Raw genomic sequence first — 18349 nt, forward strand, 5'->3', positions numbered from 1 at the left:
TGTTATCCCCCCGTAAACCCCCACTCCAAAAAATAACCACCAACTTTCGTGGGTGGGTTGCGCCCTGCCACCCCCCACCGCCGAAAGTTGCGTAGATCAGCCGACGCGGCGGTACTGCAGGTCTTCGCGGTCCATGCGACGACGCTGGAACGGCGGGATGTGGTCGAACACCGGATCCTCGTCGTCGATCTCGAGAACCGTTGCGCCACCCGGTCGTCGAAGCCGCGGAGGGGGCGGTGCGGCGGCGAACTCCGGTACCGCAGCGGCACGTCGACGACGCTCCTCCTCGGCACGCGCCGACCGCTTGGCCCGCGCGAGGCGCTGTGCCCGGATCTGCTGCTCGGTCTTCACCGCACGACGCAGGTACGCGAGGTAGCCGACCAGAAGCAGCCCGAGCACGCCGGTGGCCACCCAGCCGGGCATCCCCACGACGAACCCGGCCACGACCGCCAAGAGCACCAACACGAACAGCCCCAACGTGACCCGCTGACGTTCGCGGTACTTGAGTTCGCGTTCCCTCTCCGACGAGTAGACGCTCCGGCCGGACCGCCGACTGCTCGACGAACGCGCCGCCGGGCGGCTGTCCTCGATCTCGTCGACATCGTTTCCGTCAGTCGCAGACTCTGCAACCGGCGCCTCGGCGCGATCGTCGCGCCGCGAGCCGCGGGCATAGTCGTCGTACTCGTCCTCGTCGAGATCGTCTGTGGCGTCCTCGTACTCGGCGTCCTCGTACTCGGCGTCGTCGTATTCAGCGTCCTCGCCGTCGTCGTCGAGGTCGTCCTCGTACTCGCTGTCGGCATCGACGAAGTCGTCGTCCGCGACGTCCACGAACTCGTCGGTGTCGTCGTGCTCGGCGGCCTCGGCGGTGCTGTCCGCCTCGTCCTCAGCGATCGCGTCGCCTTCGGCGGCGCCGGGCTCGTCGATCTCGGCGTCGATGTCCGAGTCCTCGGACTCGTCGTCGATCTTCTCGTCGTCCAGGGATTCGACCGTCGGCTTCTCGACCTTGGCGCTTCCGGCGCGTCGTACCCGGGTCGAGGACGTGGTCTCCTCGGCGTCCGCGTCGTCCTCGGTCTCGGCCTCGAGCGTCGCGGTGGCGCTACGGCGCGAGGATTTCCACGACGGATCGTGCGGGTGACGAGCCGACGAGCGGCGCCGGTTCCCCGATGCGGTCGTGGCGCGCGACCCACCACGGTGCAGCAGTCGCGTCTTGCGCGCCGCGTCGGTCGACTTCAGGATCTGCGGACGGCCCTTGATGACCATCGGGACCAGCACGAAGAGCCAGACCGCGACGAGACAGACCCACAGTACGGAGTTGGGCATGCGACTCTCCCTTCATTCACTCTGGTCACACGAGGCCATTCCACAATCTAGGGCGACGGGACGTCACCCCCGGGTAGACGCGCCGGGACACCGGCGAATCGGCTCGGTTTCACACGCGCCTCTCAGCAACACCGGCGCGGCAGGAGTCAGCGAGCCCGAAACCGGGCGTCCACAGCGACTGCGATCTCGATGTCGTCGGTCCGCAGTTCCAGCGACGAAGAGGCCGATGGACCGGCCGCGACCGCCATCGGCATGGCCCGACGCGGTGACGCCGGCACCCGCGCGGCCATGTCCGGGTCGGACAGGAGCACAGGTGTCACCGGTCCCCGTCCCACCGCGTCGGAATAGGCCTGCGCCTTGAGCATCGCGTCGTCGACCGCGGCACGACGCAACTCTCGCTCGCGTTCACGCCGGGTCTCCTCGCGCAGGTCCCAGTCGACGTCACCGATCTCGACGGCGTCGACCGACGCCCAGATATCGATGAACTCCGACAGCCTCTCGAAGTCGACGAACTCGGCTTCGATCCGAATACGGGTGTTGTACACCAGTTCTCGCCGCTCGCCCGTCTCCGAGTACGGCCGGTGGGAGTACACCCGCACCGAGTCCGCGGACCATCGGGTCACCGCGCCGGCCGACTCGTGGCCGGTCAGCGCCCGCGTCAGGTCCGCATGGACCTCGACCGCGCGTGCGTAGACGGCGGGTTTGTCGGCACCGTCCACCCGCACCACGAGGTGGATGATCCCGCGCTCGGGCCGATACCGCCCGCGAGCGTGGCCGCGGACGACGATCTCCAGTTCGTCGATGTGCTCAGTCATGGACGAGAGCCTATGCGTCGGCGCGGCGACCCGGTCTACCGTGAAAATCGGACATCGGGGCGACAGGCGTGGTGACGAGCGGCGTGGTGCGGAGGACGAGGTGCGGATGAGAAGACTCGTGGCGTTGGTCGCGACAGCGATGTCGGCGTGCGTGGTCGCCGGGTGCGGGTGGATCGCCGACGTCGTCTCGACGCGCGTGGACGCGGCCGACTACTTCACCGCCCCCACCGTTCGATTGCTCGACGCCGCCCGGCGAGACGACCAGGCGCAGATCGAATCCCTGGTCGCCACGGGCGCCGACCTCGACGAACTCGGGGGCGATCCGGACACCGACCCGCGCCGCGTCGACATCACGCCACTGCAGTGGGCGGTGGAGTTCGGGCCACCCACGGCCGTGGGCGCCCTGCTCCGGGCAGGCGCCGATCCGCACCTACCGGGCGCCGGACGGTACAACGCCGTCGCCTACAGCGTGCTGCTCGACCGGTTCGATGCCTTCCGCACCATCGTCGAGTTCGACTCCGGGCTCATCGAGGCGTCCGACCGGATCGGCGGCAACGTCGTCCACACCGCGGTCCGTCATCGTCGCGGCGACGCGTTGCGTCTGCTGATAGACCGCGGCGCCGACCTCGACTCGGTGCAACCCCTCGCCGGGCGTACGCCGCTGTTCACCGCGGCCGATGTGCTCAACATCGACCACTGCCTCATCCTGTTGCGCGCGGGTGCCGATGGCGCGCACCGGGATCAGCGCGGTTCGACCTTCCTGCCCTCGCTGTACACGGCCGACGACTCCATTCGGACCAGTTCCTATCTCCGCACCCGAGCAGCCATCGAATCCGAGATGCGCGCCCGGGACTTCCCCGTCGAGACCGGCCGCTGACGCGTCGTCACCGCGGGTGCGGGCAGGTGGTCAGAGGATCATTGGAACGACGCGCGGCCCGCCCGGACGAGGGCCTCGGCCGCGCTGCCCACCACTTCTTCGGCGGTGAGCGCGAACAGCATGTGGTCGCGCCAGCGTTTGTTGACGTCCATGTAGCGGAGCAGTAGGCCCTCTTGCCGGAATCCGATGTTGGTCAACACCTTCTGCGATGCCTCGTTGGTCGGTTGCACCGTCGCGTCGAGCCGATGCAGGCCGACGGCCCCAAAGCAGTGATCGACTCCGAGAGCGACCGCGGCGGTCGCGATGCCGTTGCCGGCGACGGCCGAATCCACCCAATAGCCGATCCACGCGGTCCGGACGGCTCCACGCTGGATGTTTCCCACGGTCAGCTGCCCGACGTAGCGGCCGTCGAGCTCGATGACGAACGGGAGCAACGCACCTCGCTTCGCCTCGGACTTCAGCACCGCGAACAGCGGCGGCCACGACCCGGGCTGATGGCGTTCGGCCCAGCTCCCCACACCGGTCGGTTCCCACGGCAGCAGGGCGTTCTGGTTGCGGATCCGCAACTCGCTCCACGTCTTGGCGTCCCGCATTTTCACCGGCCGCAGGGAGACCGACCCGGTCCGGGTCCGCAGCGGCCCGAGAGTTGCCGGCCATCCCGGGCTTCCCTGATTGCCGCTCAACCACCTGAACACGAGAAGGAGTTTATGCGCTGTCACAGTGGCAGCGGCATGAGACCTGGATCTCGCGCCGGAGTGGCTTCGACTCGGCGCCTCGACCTCGTGGCGCTCCTTCGTCGCTTGCTCGGCCCGGCGGCTGCGCTCGGTGCCGACTCAACCAACGGAGCCTCACCCGCGTTGCGCGAGGAAGGCCACCTCCACCTCGTCGCCCGTACCCATCTCCTCGACCTCGGGGTCGACCATGATCAGACAGTTCGCCTCGGCGAGTTCGGCGAGCAGGTGCGACGATCCGGTCGGTGACGCCCCGAGTACCTGGACAAGGTAGTCGCCCGACCGTTCGTCGCGCATCAGCTGCCCACGCAGGTAGCCCTTGCGACCGCGGACCGATGCGATCGGTCCGATGGTGCGCGCCTTGATGATCCGACGCATCGGCTGCCGTTTGCCCAGCGCGATCCGGATGAGCGGGCGGACCATCACCTCGAAGGTCACCAATGCGCTCACCGGGTTCGCGGGGAGCAGGAACGTCGGCACCTCGTCACGACCGAGGCGGCCGAAACCCTGGACCGAGCCGGGATGCATGGCCACGCGTGCGATCTCCAGATCGCCGAGATCGGCGAGCGCGTCGGCGACGGCCGTGGACGCACTCCCACCGACGGCGCCGCAGATCACCACGATCTCCGAGCGGATCAGCTGCGCCTCCACGACCTCACGCATCCGCGATGCCTCGCGCTCGGCGATGCCCACCCGGTTCACGTCGGCGCCGGCGTCACGGGCGGCGGCCGCCAGCGCGTAGCTGTTGACGTCGTAGATCTGACCGGGTCCGGGCGTGCGATCGATGTCGACGAGCTCGCTGCCCACCGAGATGACCGACAGTCGCGGCCGGGGGTGGACCATCACCCGCGCCTGGCCCACGGCAGCGAGGAGACCCACCTGGGCCGGACCGATGATCGATCCCGCGCGTACTGCGACATCACCCGGCTGGACGTCGTCACCGACCCGGCGGACGTAGTTGCCGCTCTCCACGCCGTGCCCGATCTTGACCTTCTGATCGCCGCCGTCGGTCCAGCGGAGCGGCACCACGGCGTCGGCGAGCGTCGGCATCGGCGCGCCGGTCTCGACGCGCACCGCCTGACGCGGTTGCAGTCGCGTCGGTGTCCGGGAACCCGGGCCGACCTCCCCGACCACCGGGAGTGACACGATCATCGGCTCGCCAGATTCGAGGTCGACCAGCTCGGCACCGTTGGCGTCGAACTCCTCCAGGTCCTCGGGAGCGAGCACCCCCGCCAGTCCCACGTCGACCGCGCGCACCGCGTAGCCGTCGATCGCGGCCTGGTCGAATCCGGGCATCGGATGCTCGGTGACGACCTCCTCGGCGCACATCAGGCCCTGCGCCTCGGAGATCGCGACGCGCACCGGTCGCGGCGCCACTGCGGCCGCGGTCACCAGCGTCAGATGATCTTCGACAGACCGCATCTCACCGCTCTTCCCGTCTCAACCGGTCAGCACACCGGGACGCGCGGGTGACAGCTCCAGGCGCGTCGTGCACTCGATACAACACAGTGCGACGTTATCGAGCACTCCCGCCCCGGCGTGCGAGGCGCGCGGACGCAGTCGTGATCGGCGTGCGGACTCAGCTGTCGGCGAGGCGCTTCTCGAGCCACTCACGCAGATCGGGGCCGTAATCGTCGCGGTCGAGCGCGAAGTCGACGGCAGCCTTCAGGTACCCGCCCGGGTTGCCGAGATCGTGCCGGGTGCCGTGATGGACGACGACGTGGACCGGCTCGCCCTCCTCGATGAGCAGCGCGATGGCGTCGGTGAGCTGCAGCTCGCCACCGGCTCCGGGCTCGATACGGCGCAATGCGTCGAAGATCTTGCGGTCGAGGATGTAGCGTCCCGCGGCGGCGAGGTTCGACGGCGCGTCCTGCGGCTCGGGCTTCTCGACCATGCCCTTGAGCCGCATGACGTTGGGGTTGTTGGCGTCGGGCAACGGCTCGACGTCGAAGACGCCGTAGGCGCTGATCCGCTCCTCGGGGACCTCGATCGCGCACAAGACCGATCCGCCCCGGCGCTGACGCGTGCGCGCCATGACCTCGAGAACGCCCCCGGGCAGCACCAGATCGTCGGGCAGGAGTACCGCGACGGCGTCCTCGTCGTCGTCGAGATAGCTCTCGACGCAACCGACCGCGTGTCCCAGGCCGAGCGGCTTCTCTTGGACGACCGACGCGACCTCGAGCAGGTTCGGCGCCTTGCGCACCTTCGCCAGCATCGACTCCTTGCCGCGCGTGGCGAGGGTGTTCTCCAGGACGAGGTCCTCGACGAAGTGCGCGACCACGCCGTCCTTGCCCGGCGAGGTGACGATCAGAAGGCGGTCGGCGCCGGCCGCCTTGGCCTCCTCGGCGACAAGCTCGATGCCGGGGGTGTCGACGACCGGCAACAATTCCTTGGGAACCGTCTTGGTCGCCGGCAAGAACCTCGTGCCCAATCCGGCTGCCGGGACGACCGCGGTACGCGGGATCGGCGGAGTGTTGGGTACACCGTCGTACTCACTGAAACCAGCTCTATCCGTCGCACTCATGAATCCACCCTAGGACAGGTGTCGGCTGCCGTCCCGACAGACGGCGGTGACCGGGACCTCATCACGGGCGATCCGGCGGTCGGATACAGTGCGGGCGTCCCGGCTGTCACGGCCGGGCCGCACACACCACCGGGGTCGAGACGACGCGAAGGACGGCCGGGTCTTGCCAACGCTGAAACAGCAACTGCGACAAGAGATCGAGGAGCGACGCTCGCGCCGCTCCGAGGTTGAGCGGGACCGGTCCGCCTCGGCTCTCGCCGAGTGGATGTACGCCTGCCCCTTCCGTCTGGAGTACGACGTCACCGTCGCCGCCCACGTTCCCGTCGGCAACGAACCCGGCTCGAATTCGATGCTGGACGCGCTCGTCGACCGAGGAGTGTCGGTTCTCGTCCCGGTGGTTCCCGACGGCGGCCCCGCAGCCCTGGACTGGGCGCCCTACACCGGACCGAACTCGTTGGGTCCCGGGCGCTGGGGCCTGCTCGAACCGACCACGGAACGCGTGGGTGTGACCGCGATCCGCGCGGCGTCGATGATCCTGGTGCCCGCGCTCGCCATCGACAAGAGCGGGGTCCGGCTGGGACGCGGCGCCGGATACTACGACCGGACCCTGCACGGTCTCTCGGCAGACCTCGTCGGCGTGGTCTACGACGACGAGGTCGTCGACTCACTGCCGTCCGGCGACCATGACGTCCCGGTCGGCTGGACCCTCACACCCGGAGACGGATTCCGCCGGCTCGGCTGAGCTGATCCCGGGTACAACAGAACCCGGGCGGTGTCGTGGTGGGTGAACCGGCCCGGGTTCTGCTGCTGAAGTTGTGAACGCCGGCCGGTCAGGCGGGCGTCGCGGCCTTGGTCTCGCTCTTGCTCGACGAGCTCGACGAATCCGACTTCGTACTGCTCGACGAATCCGACTTCGAGCTGTCCGACGAGGAACTCGACGACGAGCTGTCCGACGACGAGGACGTCGAGGTGTCCGACGACGACCCCGGACGCGAGTCCGTGCGGTAGAAACCGCTGCCCTTGAACACGATGCCGACCGAGTTGAACAGCTTGCGCAGGCGACCCGCGCACTGCGGGCACTCGGTCAACGAGTCGTCGGAGAAGGACTGGACGATGTCGAACTTGTTGTCGCACTCCGTGCAGGCATACGAGTAGGTGGGCACCGAAACCTCCGAAAGTCAGTAAACGCTGACCAGTGTAACCGACTTTGGCACTCACTCATTCCGAGTGCTAAGACCAGCGGCGGCCGGGCTCTCCGCCGTCGCGATCGGCCCCTCGTCGCGCGCATCCCGGCGGCGTCGTGCACAGTGTTTCCCTAGCCGAAGTAGACGGTTCACCTCATGTTGACCGGGAGCCGCCGCCCCGAGCGGCCGCACTCACCACGTTGGAGCCACATGACCGACTTCTTGAACGACCTCAACAGCATCATCTGGAGCAATCCGCTGGTGTATCTCTGCCTCGGTGTGGGGGTGTACTTCTCCATCCGATCGAGGTTCCTGCAGATCAGGCACGTTCCCGAGATGATCCGGGTCATGCGTCACGGCGAGAGCTCCCCCGACGGTGTGTCGTCCTTCCAAGCACTGATGATCTCCCTGGCCGGCCGCGTCGGCACCGGCAACATCGCCGGTGTGGCGACCGCCATCGCCTTCGGCGGGCCCGGCGCATTGTTCTGGATGTGGGCGATGGCGTTCCTCGGGGCGTCGACCTCGTTCGTCGAGTGCACACTCGGCCAGATCTACAAGACCCGCGACCCGCTCACCAACGAGTACCGCGGCGGCCCGGCCTACTACTTCAGCAAAGCGCTGGCGCACACCAAGGCCGCACCGTTCTTCAAGGTCTACGGCCTGATCTTCGCCGCGGTGACCGTCCTCGCCTGTGGGCTGCTGCTCCCGAGCGTGCAGTCCAACTCCATGGCCATCGCGATGAGCCAGGCGTGGGGGATCGCGGACTGGGCCGTCGCGGTGGGCGTGGTCATCGTGCTGGCCTTCGTCATCATCGGCGGGGTCAAGCGCATCGCCACCTTCGCGACGATCGTCGTCCCGTTCATGGCCGTCCTCTACATCGCGTTCGCGCTCGTGGTCGTCGTCACCAACGCGTCGCAGATCCCCGAGGTCCTCCGGCTCATCTTCGCCAGCGCGTTCGGCATCGACTCCGTCTTCGGATCGGTCGTCGGCGCCGCGGTGATGTGGGGCGTCAAGCGCGGCATCTACTCCAACGAGGCCGGCCAGGGCACCGGACCGCACGCCGCCGCGGCCGCCGAGGTCTCCCACCCCGCCAAGCAGGGCTTCGTGCAGGCCTTCGCCGTGTACGTCGACACCCTGTTCGTCTGCTCGGCGACCGGCTTCCTCATCATCTCGACCGGCGCCTACCGGGTATTCGAAGGTGAGAGCGCCGACGGAGCGGTGCTCGCCGACGGCGGCCTGCTGCCCGGCGGCACCGACGTGGGGCCCGCATTCGTGCAGATCGGTTTCGACAGCATGTGGGCGGGCGCCGGTTCGACCTTCGTCGCGGTGTCACTCGCCTTCTTCTGCCTCACGACGATCATCGCGTACTACTACATGGCCGAGACCAACCTGCGGTTCCTGATGGGCAAGGCCTCCACGATCTACATCGGTCCGCTGCGCAGCACGCTCGGCGCGAACCTCACGCTGCTCCTGCAGGCGCTGATCCTGGTGTCGGTGGCGATCGGCTGCGTCTCCACCGCGAGCGAGGCGTGGACCCTCGGCGACATCGGCGTCGGTCTCATGGCATGGCTGAACATCGTCGGCATCCTCATCCTGCAACAGCCCGCGTTCAAGGCGCTGCGCGACTACGAGAAGCAGAAGAAGGAAGGCAAGGACCCGATCTTCGATCCCGTCGCCCTCGGCATCGTGGGAGCGACGTTCTGGGAGTCCTACGGCCGGGCCGACGACACCAGGGAAGCCGCTCCGCTGTCGAAGTAGGGCGCGGCCGCGCAGGTCTCGCGCGCGAGACCTGCGGGGCTATCCCCCGATGACGTCTTTGTCGACGTCGGGGATGTCGTCGCGGTTCATGTCGGGGTCCCGGGCCTGCCGGGCATCCCACCGCAACAGGATCGCGGCGAGGATTGCCGACACGACGGACCCGACGAGGATGGCTGCCTTGGCGGCGGCGGCATGGTCGTCGGAGCCGGCCTCGAAGCTCAGTTCGGCGATCAGCAACGCGACGGTGAATCCGACACCGGTGAGCAATCCGACGGGCAGCAGATCCCGGATGCCGACCGCGTCGGGTAGACGCAGCGGTGTGAACCTGGTCATCAGCCAGGTCGAACCCAGCACACCCACCAGCTTGCCGACGACGAGGCCGACGACGATCCCGATGGACACCGGCTGGACGATCGAACCCTCGCCGCCGACGACGGTGACCCCCGCGGCTGCGAAGGCGAACACCGGCAGCGCGATCGCCGCGGAGTATGGGCGGACCGCGTCGTCGAGTCTCTCTGTGCGCGGCTGCTTCTCGCCTCGTATCGCGATGGCGGGCACGGCGAATCCGAGAAGTACGCCCGCGACGGTCGCGTGGACTCCCGAGGCATGCATCAGGCCCCACGCGACGACGGCGACCGGGATGAGGATCGGCCACCACCGCCACGACTGCCGCACCACCAGGGCGAAGAGGCCCACCGCGACGAGCGCACCCGCCAGCATGACGAAGTCGATCTCGTCGGTGTAGAACGTCGCGATGACGATGATGCCGAGAAGGTCGTCGACGACGGCGAGTGTCAAGAGAAATGTCCGCAGGGCGAGCGGGAGACCGCGGCCGAAGATCGCGAGAACCGCGAGGGCGAAGGCGATGTCGGTGGCGGTCGGGATCGCCCAGCCACGAAGCCCGTCGGGGTCGCCGACCGCGACCACGACGACGTAGCAGAGGGCCGGGGTCACCATTCCGCCCACCGCCGCAGCGATCGGCACACCCGCGAGTTTCAGGTCCCGGAGGCTCCCGGCCACGAACTCGTGTTTGAGCTCCACGCCGACGACGAAGAAGAAGATCGCCAGCAACCCGTCGGACGCCCAGTGCGCCAGCGACAGGTGCAGGTGAAGTGCTTCGGGGCCCACCTCGATGTCGAGCAGGGCATCGTAGGTCTCCCGCCACGGCGAGTTCGCCCAGACCACGGCGACAGCTGCGGCCACGAGAAGCAGCGCTCCGCTGGTCGTGTCGAGCGCGGCCCACCGCCGTAGGCGATTCGCCCGGCCGTCGTCCCGCTGCGTGTCGCCGGTGACGTCACCTGGTGTCTGGTCGGTCATAGTGCTCCTCTGGGTCGGACAGACAGATCAACCTCACGCCACCCGCGCCGGGCAGCGGCCGACCAGACTTCCCGGCACACCGATCACCGATTCTCCCCCACCGCGACACGTCAGACCATCGCACCCCCGTCAGCGGCGCGGGTGTCCCCAGGGCGAGTTGTCCGGCTCGGCGTTGTCCACAGGCCGGCGCGGACCGCCACCGACCCGCGTGCGCGGACCTACCGTTCGCCTCATGTCCCCTCGCCTCATCTCTCCGGCGTCGACGCTCCCTTCCCGCGCCTCCCTGGGTCCCCGGCTCCGCGACCGACTGGGTTCCGCACTGCGGCCGGGGTGGACCCGGAGCCTCCTGGTCCGACGCGTCGCGGCGACGGCCCTGGTCGTCGCCGCCGTGGTGGTCGGAATAGCGGGGACACGCGCCGACGGTGATGTCGAGGTCTTGGTGGCCGCACGCGACCTCCTACCGGGACAGGTGGTCGAGGCCGGCGATCTGCGACCTCGGACGATTGCGGGCACCGCGGTTCCCGACGGAGTCCTGACCGATGTGGCGCCGACCCTCGGCCGGACGGTGACCGGACGTGTCCGTGGAGGCGAGATCATCACCGACACCCGCCTGCTGTCGTCGCACCTACCCGCCGACCTGACCGGGATCGACGACGCCCGCCTCGTGCCGATCCGACTGTCGGACGACGCGGTGACCTCACTCCTCCGCCCCGGTGACGTGGTGGACGTGTTGACCGAGGAGGCCGAAGTGCTGGCCCGGCGGGCCGTCGTCGCTCTTTATGCCGCAGATCCGGGGTCGGGTGGCATCGCTCCCGGCCCGACGACAGCTGCCCCGGTACTGCTCGCCATGGACGCCGAGTCCGCTCATCGGGTGGCGGCGGCGGGGCTCGACACGTCGCTCGCCGTCGTCCTGCACTGACTGCGCACGGGGATCAAGAAATGACGACACAGCCGCGATGAATCAACTCAAATGGATCGGTTCCTTCACGATCGTGGATAGGGTAGTACGAGCTCGCACAGCGCATGTCGGATTTGCTCCGATCGTGCACAGAATCGCCGGACAAGAGCAGGACATCACCGAAAAGAGGCCGCACACCGTGCTCAAGGGATTCAGGGACTTCATACTCAAGGGCAATGTCGTCGAGCTGGCGACAGCGGTCATCATCGGCACGGCATTCACCGCGATCGTCACCGCCTTCACCGACGGCATCGTCCAGCCGATCATCAATTCGATCCCCGTCGGCTCCGACGCCGCTCAGGGACTCGGTTTCCAGATCACGGACAACCCTTCGACATTCGTCGACCTCGGCAACGTCATCACCGCGGTGATCAACTTCCTGATCATTGCTGCGGTGGTGTATTTCATCATCATCCTGCCGTACAACAAGCTGGCCGAACTCGGCGGCTTCGGCAAGAAGGCAGAGGTCACGGAGATCGCTCTGCTGTCCGAGATCCGCGATCTGCTCGACCCCGAGGGCACCTCGAAAGCCAAGGTGGAGGCCGAGAGTGACCTGCCATCGCATCTCACCGATCCGGCCGGGCCGGCCGGCGACCCGTACGGCACGCCGTCGGGCTCCTTCGCCCCGTACGAGGCGCCCGCCGGAGCCGGTACGACGCAACGCATCTCGGCTCCCCCCGCATCTCAGGGTCCGCCCTCGCATCCGAATCCCCCGCAATCCGCCCCGCCCCAGTCTGTTCCGCCCCAATCGGCTCCCCCGCAGAATCGCCCTCCGCAGGGACCGCCGCCGGGAGGCCCGTCCGGACAGCCGTATCCGACACCGCAGCCCGCTCCCGGTAGTTACCCGCCGCCGGGGAATTACCCGAGCCCCGGCAACTACCCGCCTCCCGGACCCGGAACCGGTTATCCCGGTGAGCAGTACCCGGGTGACTTCCCGGGCGAGGGTCCGGACGCGCCGGGGCGCCACTCACGCTGACGCCCGGCACCCGCAGGCTCCCAGGAAGCTGGAGGAGCGCAAGCGACCGCCCCGCTGCCCCCTAATCCGAAAGAACCGCATAACCCCTGCTCCCTAATCCGAAAGAACCGCATAACCCCTGCTCCCTGAGGTGCGAGGAGCGCAAGCGACGAGCCTCGAAGGGCCTGGTGAGACACGTCACGAGCCCTTCGTGGCTCGCTTCGCTCGCACCTCAGGGAACAAGGGCGGCCCGTTCGCTCGCACCTCAGGGAACAAGGGCGGCCCGTTCGCTCGCACCTCAGGGAACAAGCGCCGTCACGTAGGTGGATCGACGCGCTGTACCCACACGGTCGGGCCGTCGGTCAGTGCGAACTCCGCGCGTACCAGCGCATTCCACCGCCGGGCGTACAGCGCCGAGAGTTGTTCGTCGCTCGTGCTGCAGGTGACCGGCACCCGCTCGCGCCGTCCGCGCTCGATGACCGGATCCACGAGTCCGGCCAGGGTGCCGCCACGGCGGTGGTCCGGATGGACGAGCGCGAAGATCACCCGGATCGGATTCTCGGCAACCTGCGTCTCCTCCGACTTGCGCTGCAACTCGGTGAAGCGGTGGATGAAGCCGTTGATCGCCTTCACTTGACGCTTGGTGCGTTCCTTGAGATCGTCGTCGATCCGCCCGGCCTCGTCGTTGGTTGCCGACACTGCGATCAGCGCGATCAGTTCACCCTCCTCGTCGAACACCCCATGCAGCCCGTGGAGGTACTCGATGAAAAGGATCTCCCCGTACCAGCGGTAGGCGTCCGGCGGGGCATCGTCGCCGATGAGCCACCGGTAGACCGGTACCTCACGCAGGCCGTTCTCGAGCAGATCGAGGGCTGCCTCCCGGTCCGATTCGACGAGCTGCCGAGTGGTCGTTCCAACAGCTTCCACGCGTTGCGTCACCAGTTCATACCAGCACATTTCCGATGCCGACGGCCAACCACCGGTGTCGTTTCGCGAGCCGGGCCCGGGACATGCGAACGGAATGAGTTCACCCAGAATTCAACCGACTCTGGTCAGGACAGCCCGGGAATTGTCCGGTATCGTCACCTGCGTTGCCGTCTCGCGACGGAACGACCGTGCTAGACAATGAGATCGTCGACACCCATTAGGAGATTCGCATGTCCGACGCGATCAGCATTTCGTGGATTCGCCTGTACCTCGAGGAAATCGTCACCGATTCCGACGGCGACGACGGCTATGGCTCGTACGCTGCGGAATAAGACGCACACAGCGATTCTCACCGCCATCTATCGCTTTCGAGCGTGACGAGCGCGGACTTTCCTCCGGACAATAGTTTTCGGACACCGATCAACACCTAGGAGACATCATGGGCGAGATTTACGGCGGCAGCATTCAAGATGCCATCGCGGCGCTGTTCAGCGGCTCCGACGACAACTACGGCGACCCTGTCGAGATCGACTGACCAGTCACCTTTCGTCAACCACTTCCACACCAGCACATTTCAAGGGAGAACCCAGATGGCAACCGGGATCGAGATCAACCTCAACGAACTGTTCAAGGACGTCTTCAGCGGCTCGCTGGAAGAGGACACGGCCCCGACCGCGTCCTGACAGTCGCAAGCCAACAGGGGCGGCTCCCGCGACCTATCGCGGGGGCCGCCCTTTGTATCGCCTTGTGACACGTCATGCAACCAACACGATCCACGGATTCTCCATTTTGTGTTCATCGTGAGTCCACGGACTGTTGACCGCCGCATTGTCGAATATCGTATTGTCTGCGTCGTGATCGTCGTTCGCCTGCGTTCGACGCCCACGTTCGGCAGTTCACCATCGACGAAGGAGATCACATGGCTGACATCATTCAGGGCGCAATCACCGACGCAATCGTCGAACTGGTCACGGGTTCGATCGAATCGGGTTCAGAAGAAGCTCCCGTGTAGAGCTCTGATCTCAGACGAGCCGCCCCGGACTTCGGTCCGGGGCGGTTTTGTTCCGATCCGACTGCACCGGGAATACCGTTGGTCGAAGTATTCTTCATCAACCCTTGGCGATATCTCGAAGGTGATCCTCCCCAAGATATCCGGCCGGGCCCGGTGCGAAACCGTCGCATGTAGACTTCGGAACACTTCACGGCCGCAGCCGTAACCCCCGAAGCCCGATATCGGGAACGATAACTCCCCCCGCGCGACTCGCCAGCGTCACCACGACCCGGAGTAGCCTCACCTGATGCCCGTCACCCGCTCGCTGAGCAAGGATGAGGTACGCGCGTTGCTGGCGCTCCTGCTGGACGCGCTCCGGACGACTCGGTGGGCATGCGCCGGCTTCCTCGTCTTCCAGCTCGCGTCGGTGTTCACCACACTCGCCCAGCCCGCCCTCAACGCGGCGATCATCGACGACGGAATCCTGCGCGGTGACGTGGCGACCATCAAGCGGGTCGGTGTGCTCATGGTCGTGGTGGCCGTCGTCAACCTGGTGGTCTCGATCGGCGCCACGTTTCTCGCCTCCCATATCTCGGCGACCGCGGCTCGCGACCTCCGCGTCCGCCTGCACAGCCGCATCAGCGCGTTCAGCGATCCGCAGGTGCATTCCCTCGGCCTGTCGAGCCTGCTGACCCGCTCCACCGGCGATGTCGGCCAGATCCAGGGTTTTGTCTTCATCAGTCTCACCGTTGTCGTGACCGCACCGCTGATGCTGTTCGGCGCCTTGGTGTTGTCGCTGTCGCAGGGGTGGCGGATGGCGCCGGTTCTCGTCGTCGCCGGCACGGTACTGGTGATCCTGGTCGCCGTCCTCGTGCGACGCCTGGTGCCCTGGGCCGCCCAGATGCAGCGCCGCCTCGACGTCGTGAACAGAGTCCTGCGCGAGCAGCTGCGCGGAATCGCGATCATCCGGACCTTCCGTCGCGAGGACCGCGAGCGAGCCCGATTCGCGGTGGAGAACGACGAACTCACCCACGTGGCCCTGCGCCTGGGTCGACTGCAGGTCCTGATGCTGCCGCTGGTCACCATCGTCTCCAACCTCGCGGTGGTCGCGGTGACTGCATTGGGCGCCGTCTTCGTCGACCGCGGACAGATGCAGATCGGGCAGATCACCGCCACGGTCGGCTACCTCGCGCAGATCCTGCTGGCCGTGTCGTTGCTGACCATGATCGCCGGCATCATCCCGCGCGCGGTCACCAGCGCCGGGCGCATCACCGAGGTGCTCGACACCGAGCCCCTCGACCCCGGGGACCCCGAAACCGGTGCCGAGACCAAGCCGCCCGCGCTCGTCTTCGACGCGGTGTCCGTCTCCTATCCGGGCGCCGAGGCCCCCACCGTCGACCAGGTCTCCCTGTTCTGCGCACCGGGCACGGTCACCGGGATCCTCGGCGGAACCGGAAGCGGGAAGTCGACGCTGCTGTCCCTCCCGCTGCGGTTCGCCGACCCGACCTCGGGACTGCTCCGGTGGGATGCCGACGACGTCACCGGCCTGGCGCCGGCCTGGCTTCGGGCACGCAGCGCCTTCGTGGGTCAGGGCGCTGAACTCATCACCGGGACGATCGCCGAGAACCTGCGGATCGCCCGCCCGGACGCCTCCGACGAGGAACTGTGGTCGGCCCTCGAGGTCGCTGCGGCCGCGGACTTCGTCTCGACGCGCCCCGGCAGCCTCGAGGCTTCGGTGGCGCAGGACGGACGCAACTTCTCCGGTGGTCAGCGTCAGCGACTCGCACTGGCCCGCGCAGTGCTCCGTCGGCCGTCGCTGTACGTGCTCGACGACCCCTTCAGCGCCCTCGACGTCGACACCGAGGCGCAGGTCATCGACCGACTACGCCAGACGGATCCGGACGCGACGGTCCTGATCGCCGCGCAGCGTGTGTCGTCGGTGCAGCACGCGGACGTCATCGCCGTGCTCGACGCCGGACGGATCGTCGACGTGGGCACCGACGCGGCCTTGCGCGTCACCAGCGACATCTACCGGGAGATCGCCTACGCGCAGGCGGTGACCAATGCTTGACCAGAGGTCGCAGGCGCCGTCGGTCGCAGCCGCCAAGGGGCAGGGACCGAAGGGTCCGCAGAAGGCCACCGGGCAGGACGGATCGCTGCGCTGGATCATCAGGCAACTCGAACTGAGCCGGGGTCGCGGTGCGGCCATCACCCTCTTCGCGATCCTGGCCGCCGTCGGCGGCGTCGTCGCGCCGATCCTGTTCGGGGCGATCACCAACGTCATCGTGGACGGCACGGTGGGCGACGCGACGATGGACTGGCGACTGCTCTGGACCCTGCTCGGCGTCCAGGTCGGGGTGTTCGTGGCCGCGGCGGCCTGCAGCCTCGCCCAGGGCCAGCTGCTCACCGTCGCCGTGCAGCGGTCGGTGGCCGGACTCCGTGCCCGCATCGAGGACAAGATCCACCGACTTCCGCTGCGCTACTTCGAGAACACCAGACGCGGCGCGCTGGTGAGCAAGCTGACGGCCCACACCGACAACGCCGCGACGGTGATCGCACCGGTGCTGGTGACCGTCCCGACGAATGCGCTGACGCTCATCGTGGTCACCGCCGTCCTGTTCGTCATCTCCCCGCTGCTGGCATGCGTCGCCCTTGTCGCGGCACCGGTGTCGGCGCTGGCCGCGGTGCTGCTCGCCCGCCGGGCACGACCGCACCTCGAGTCCCGGTGGACGACCACGGCCGCGCTGACGGGCCACATCGAGGAGGAACTCAGCGCCCGACGGATGCTGCAGGCATACAACGCCGAGCCGACGGCGGCGCGTCGCTTCGACGACCTCAACGGCAGCCTGTTCTCTTCGGTCCGTTCCGCCCAGTGGATCGGCGGTTCGTTGCCCTCGGTACTGACCGCGGTCAACGCCCTGGTGTTCCTGGTCCTGGCGGTCCTCGGCGGAATCATGGTGGTCGACGGCCACCTGAGTCTCGGCGCGGCCCAGGTCGTGGTGGTGTTCGCGCAGCAGTTGACGAGCGCGGTCCGCGAACTCGCCGGCTTCATCACCAAGGTCCAGTCCGGAACGGTGTCGGCGAGCAAGGTCCGCGAGGTGCTCGAAGCACCCGAGGACGCCGGCGTCGACACCGGCGTACCGGTGCCGGCGTCCTCCGGCCGCCACCAGCTCCCACCCGAGATCGTCTTCGACGATGTCGGTTTCGCGTACGAGGAGGACAACCCCGTCCTCGATTCGGTCAGCTTCCGGATGGCACCCGGTACGACGACCGCGGTCGTCGGGACCACCGGGTCGGGCAAGACCACGCTCACCAACCTCCTGCAGGCGTTCTACACACCCAGCCGTGGCTCGATCACCATCGACGGGGTCGACCTGACCGAACTCGGACCGCAACAGGTTCGAGGCAACATGGCCGTGGTCACCCAGGAGCCGTGGCTGTTCACCGGAACCGTCCGCGAGAACATCGCTTTCGGCGTCGACGACGGCCAGGCAGTCGACACCGCTCTCGACGACAGCCACGTCGCGCAGATCGTCGCAGCGCTGCCGAACGGTATCGACACCGTCATCGGCCAGGAGTCCGAGAACCTCAGCGCCGGCGAGAAACAGCTGGTGACCGTCGCGCGCGCGATCGCGGCGTCGCCGGAGATCCTCATCCTCGACGAGGCCACGAGTGCCGCCGACCCGCGCACCGAACTGCTCGTCCAGCGCGCCCTGCACCGCCTGCGCGCCGGGACCACCACCCTGCTGATCACCCACCGGATGGCAACCGCAGCGCTGGCCGACATGATCGTCGTGCTCGACGATAGGGTGATTGCCGAGGCCGGGACCCACCAGGAGCTGATCGCCGCAGGAGGGATCTACGCCCGCCGGTGCGGAGTCGCGCCGGGCGACGGTTCGAGTGATGCGACTCGGTCCGACGAGAGTATGAGCGGCAGCAGACCGAACGGTCCGGACACGGGGTCGAACCCGTGACAGAAGGCAGGAGCCGCG

At 67.7% G+C, this 18349-nt stretch carries 15 protein-coding genes; 7 read left to right on the forward strand and 8 right to left on the reverse strand.

Annotated elements, in window-relative coordinates; translation table 11 throughout:
* Positions 1–96 precede the first annotated feature (96 nt).
* Entirely contained in the window at positions 97–1320 is a 1224-nt protein-coding gene (gene glpR, locus ACFW3F_RS10805; protein WP_388057082.1) for a gephyrin-like molybdotransferase receptor GlpR, read from the reverse strand.
* 146 nt (positions 1321–1466) lie between these two features.
* The gene (locus ACFW3F_RS10810) at positions 1467–2135 is read right to left on the reverse strand and encodes an SIMPL domain-containing protein (RefSeq protein WP_388057084.1); all 669 of its coding nucleotides are present in this window, start codon (positions 2133–2135) and stop codon (positions 1467–1469) included.
* Between the two features lie 106 nt (positions 2136–2241).
* Here ACFW3F_RS10810 and ACFW3F_RS10815 point away from each other — a divergent pair, with 106 nt between their 5' ends.
* Complete coding sequence (locus tag ACFW3F_RS10815) at positions 2242–3012, forward strand: ankyrin repeat domain-containing protein (RefSeq protein WP_388057086.1); 771 nt, start codon at positions 2242–2244, stop codon at positions 3010–3012.
* A gap of 38 nt (positions 3013–3050) precedes the next feature.
* Here the strand turns inward: ACFW3F_RS10815 and ACFW3F_RS10820 are convergent, their stop codons facing one another.
* The 3 genes from ACFW3F_RS10820 to ACFW3F_RS10830 all read right to left on the reverse strand — a co-directional run bounded on the left by ACFW3F_RS10820 (position 3051) and on the right by ACFW3F_RS10830 (position 6267).
* A complete protein-coding gene (locus ACFW3F_RS10820) occupies positions 3051–3707 on the reverse strand; it encodes a GNAT family N-acetyltransferase (protein ID WP_388057088.1) in 657 nt (218 codons plus the stop codon).
* A 153-nt stretch (positions 3708–3860) separates the two neighbouring features.
* A complete protein-coding gene (glp, locus tag ACFW3F_RS10825; RefSeq protein ID WP_388057090.1) occupies positions 3861–5165 on the reverse strand; it encodes a gephyrin-like molybdotransferase Glp in 1305 nt (434 codons plus the stop codon).
* A gap of 157 nt (positions 5166–5322) precedes the next feature.
* Complete coding sequence (locus ACFW3F_RS10830) at positions 5323–6267, reverse strand: UTP--glucose-1-phosphate uridylyltransferase (RefSeq protein ID WP_388057092.1); 945 nt, start codon at positions 6265–6267, stop codon at positions 5323–5325.
* Between the two features lie 163 nt (positions 6268–6430).
* On the opposite strand from ACFW3F_RS10830, the gene ACFW3F_RS10835 reads away from it, so the two are divergent.
* Positions 6431–7009: a 5-formyltetrahydrofolate cyclo-ligase gene (locus ACFW3F_RS10835; protein WP_388057094.1), complete on the forward strand. Its 579-nt coding sequence runs from the start codon at positions 6431–6433 to the stop codon at positions 7007–7009.
* Positions 7010–7097: 88 nt separating this feature from the next.
* Here the strand turns inward: ACFW3F_RS10835 and ACFW3F_RS10840 are convergent, their stop codons facing one another.
* On the reverse strand, positions 7098–7430 hold the full coding sequence (locus ACFW3F_RS10840) for an FmdB family zinc ribbon protein (RefSeq protein WP_388057096.1): 333 nt from the start codon (positions 7428–7430) through the stop codon (positions 7098–7100).
* 231 nt (positions 7431–7661) lie between these two features.
* Here ACFW3F_RS10840 and ACFW3F_RS10845 point away from each other — a divergent pair, with 231 nt between their 5' ends.
* The gene (locus tag ACFW3F_RS10845; RefSeq protein WP_388057098.1) at positions 7662–9209 is read left to right on the forward strand and encodes an alanine/glycine:cation symporter family protein; all 1548 of its coding nucleotides are present in this window, start codon (positions 7662–7664) and stop codon (positions 9207–9209) included.
* A gap of 39 nt (positions 9210–9248) precedes the next feature.
* Here the strand turns inward: ACFW3F_RS10845 and nhaA are convergent, their stop codons facing one another.
* Positions 9249–10526 carry a Na+/H+ antiporter NhaA gene (gene nhaA, locus ACFW3F_RS10850; RefSeq protein ID WP_388057100.1) on the reverse strand — a complete coding sequence of 426 codons (1278 nt, stop codon included), beginning with the start codon at positions 10524–10526 and terminating at the stop codon, positions 9249–9251.
* Positions 10527–10758: 232 nt separating this feature from the next.
* On the opposite strand from nhaA, the gene ACFW3F_RS10855 reads away from it, so the two are divergent.
* Both ACFW3F_RS10855 and mscL read left to right on the forward strand, forming a co-directional pair.
* Entirely contained in the window at positions 10759–11445 is a 687-nt protein-coding gene (locus ACFW3F_RS10855; protein WP_388057102.1) for an SAF domain-containing protein, read from the forward strand.
* 178 nt (positions 11446–11623) lie between these two features.
* Positions 11624–12460, forward strand: coding sequence for a large conductance mechanosensitive channel protein MscL (gene mscL / locus ACFW3F_RS10860; RefSeq protein WP_388057233.1), 837 nt, complete (start codon positions 11624–11626; stop codon positions 12458–12460).
* A gap of 294 nt (positions 12461–12754) precedes the next feature.
* On the opposite strand, the gene ACFW3F_RS10865 is transcribed toward mscL, so the two are convergent.
* Positions 12755–13396 carry a hypothetical protein gene (locus ACFW3F_RS10865; RefSeq protein ID WP_388057104.1) on the reverse strand — a complete coding sequence of 214 codons (642 nt, stop codon included), beginning with the start codon at positions 13394–13396 and terminating at the stop codon, positions 12755–12757.
* 1268 nt (positions 13397–14664) lie between these two features.
* Between ACFW3F_RS10865 and ACFW3F_RS10870 the strand changes: the two genes are divergently transcribed.
* Together ACFW3F_RS10870 and ACFW3F_RS10875 are read left to right on the forward strand one after the other, a co-directional pair.
* The gene (locus tag ACFW3F_RS10870; protein ID WP_388057106.1) at positions 14665–16428 is read left to right on the forward strand and encodes an ABC transporter ATP-binding protein; all 1764 of its coding nucleotides are present in this window, start codon (positions 14665–14667) and stop codon (positions 16426–16428) included.
* The gene (locus ACFW3F_RS10875) at positions 16421–18331 is read left to right on the forward strand and encodes an ABC transporter ATP-binding protein (RefSeq protein WP_388057108.1); all 1911 of its coding nucleotides are present in this window, start codon (positions 16421–16423) and stop codon (positions 18329–18331) included. Before ACFW3F_RS10870 ends, ACFW3F_RS10875 begins: the two co-directional genes overlap by 8 nt.
* The last annotated feature ends 18 nt before the right edge of the window (positions 18332–18349 follow it).

The organism is Gordonia sp. NPDC058843 (genome assembly GCF_042743165.1).
Classification (GTDB): Bacteria; Actinomycetota; Actinomycetes; order Mycobacteriales; family Mycobacteriaceae; genus Gordonia.